The 1,707-nt window shown below is 70.0% G+C and carries 2 protein-coding genes; both read right to left on the minus strand.

All coding sequences use genetic code 11. The features are described from left to right. A partial coding sequence (locus ABZ641_RS36110) for a glucose-6-phosphate dehydrogenase (NADP(+)) (protein ID WP_359988700.1) occupies positions 1 to 1,308 on the minus strand: 1,308 nt, incomplete at its 3' end. 28 nt (positions 1,309 to 1,336) lie between these two features. Continuing rightward, on the minus strand, positions 1,337 to 1,707 hold a 371-nt coding region (locus ABZ641_RS36115), incomplete at its 5' end, for a GMC family oxidoreductase (RefSeq protein ID WP_359988702.1).

The following is a 1,707-nucleotide window of genomic DNA, read 5'->3' on the forward strand; positions in this document are numbered from 1 at the left end:
GCCGCGGGCGTAGGGGTGGACCGGTACGGCGTCGCCGAGGACCGGGTCGACGATCTGCCAGGCGGCCTCGACGGTGTCCTGCCGGGCGAACAGCCACCGGTCGCCGTCGAGGGCGGCGCCGATCAGGCGGTCGTAGGGGCGCATGTCGGAGCCGGGGATCTGGCTGAAGGAGAGCTCCTCGTGGTTGGCCTGCCAGCCGCCGCCGGGTTGCTTGCCGGCGAGGGTCAGCGCCACCTGGGTCTCCGGCCAGATCCGGAAGCGGAGCATGTTGGTGGCAGGCACCGGGCGCAGGCCGAAGACGTCGTGGGGCGCGCTGCGGAACCGGATGCTGATCTCGGTGGCGGTCACCGGCAGGCACTTTCCGGCCCGGATGAGGATCGGCACGTCGGCCCAGCGCCAGGAGTCGGCGGTGAGCCGGATCGCGGCGAAGGTCTCCACGGTGGACTTCGGATCCACGCCGTCCACATCCAGGTACCCGTCGTACTGTCCGCGCACGATGTGGTCGTTGTCGAGTGGCCGCAACGAGGCGATGGCGACGGCCTTGGAGTCCCGCCAGGCGCTCAGGCCGTGCCCGGACGGCGGGTCGGCCAGCACGGTGGCGAGAACCTGCAGCATGTGGTTCTGGATCACGTCGCGGACGGCACCGGTGCGGTCGTAGAAACGGCCGCGGTCGGAGACGTCGAAGGCCTCCGCCATGGTGATCTGGATGCTCTCCACATGGGTGCGGTTGAGCAGCGGCTCGATCACGGAGTTGGCGAAGCGTGCGAACAGGACGTTCTCGACGGGGTCGAGCCCGAGCCAGTGGTCGACCCGGTAGATGGCGTCCTCGGGGAAGTACTCGTGCATGGTGGCGTTCAGGGCGCGCGCGCTCGCCAGGTCCGTGCCGAAGGGCTTCTCGACCATGATGCGGGCGTCCTTGGCCCGGCCCGCGGTGGCGATGCCCTGGGCGATCCGGCCGAACAGCGGCGGAGGGACCTCGAGGTAGTAGAGGGCCCGCCCGCCGGCGCCCATGGCCTCGGACATCGCGCGGTAGGTGGCGTCGTCGCCGAGGTCGCCGTCCACGTAGCGCAACAGACCGAGCATCGTGGTCGCGGCCGGGGTCCTGGGGTCCATACCGTTGAGGGTGAGTGAGGCCTCGGCGTAGTTGCGGAACTGCTGCAGGTCCCAGCCGGCCTTGGCCACGCCCACGATCGGTACGTCGAGGACGCCGCGCTCGACCAGACCCACGAGGGCGGGGAAGGTCTCCAGTTTGGCGAGGTCGCCGGTGGCCCCGAAGATGACCAGGGCGTCCATCTGCTGTGTCGTCATCGCGAACTCTCCTGTGTGGTCCGGGTGGTCAGCGCAGCCGGTCGGCGATGTGGTCGCCCACCCGGAGCGCGTTGGCGATGGCGGTGAGCGAGGGGTTCACGGCGCCGATGCTCGGGAAGAAGGAGGTGTCGACGACGTAGAGGTTGTCCACGTCGTGGGCCCGGCAGTTGACGTCGAGGGCGGACGCGGCCGGGTCGGTGCCGAAGCGGACGGTGCCGGCCTGGTGTGCGGTGGCGCCGATCGGCATGCCCTTGTGCAGGTAGATGCTGTGCGAGAGCAAGTGGTGCGGGTGCATGCCGAGTTGGCCCAGCATCCCCTGGAGCTTGTGGCGCAGCCGCTTGAGCCCGGCGGTGTTGTTCTTCTCGTCCAGGGCGAGGTGGACGTTGCCGTCGGCGTCCA

Source organism: Kitasatospora sp. NPDC007106 (assembly GCF_040634455.1).
GTDB classification, from domain to species: domain Bacteria; phylum Actinomycetota; class Actinomycetes; order Streptomycetales; family Streptomycetaceae; genus Kitasatospora; species Kitasatospora arboriphila.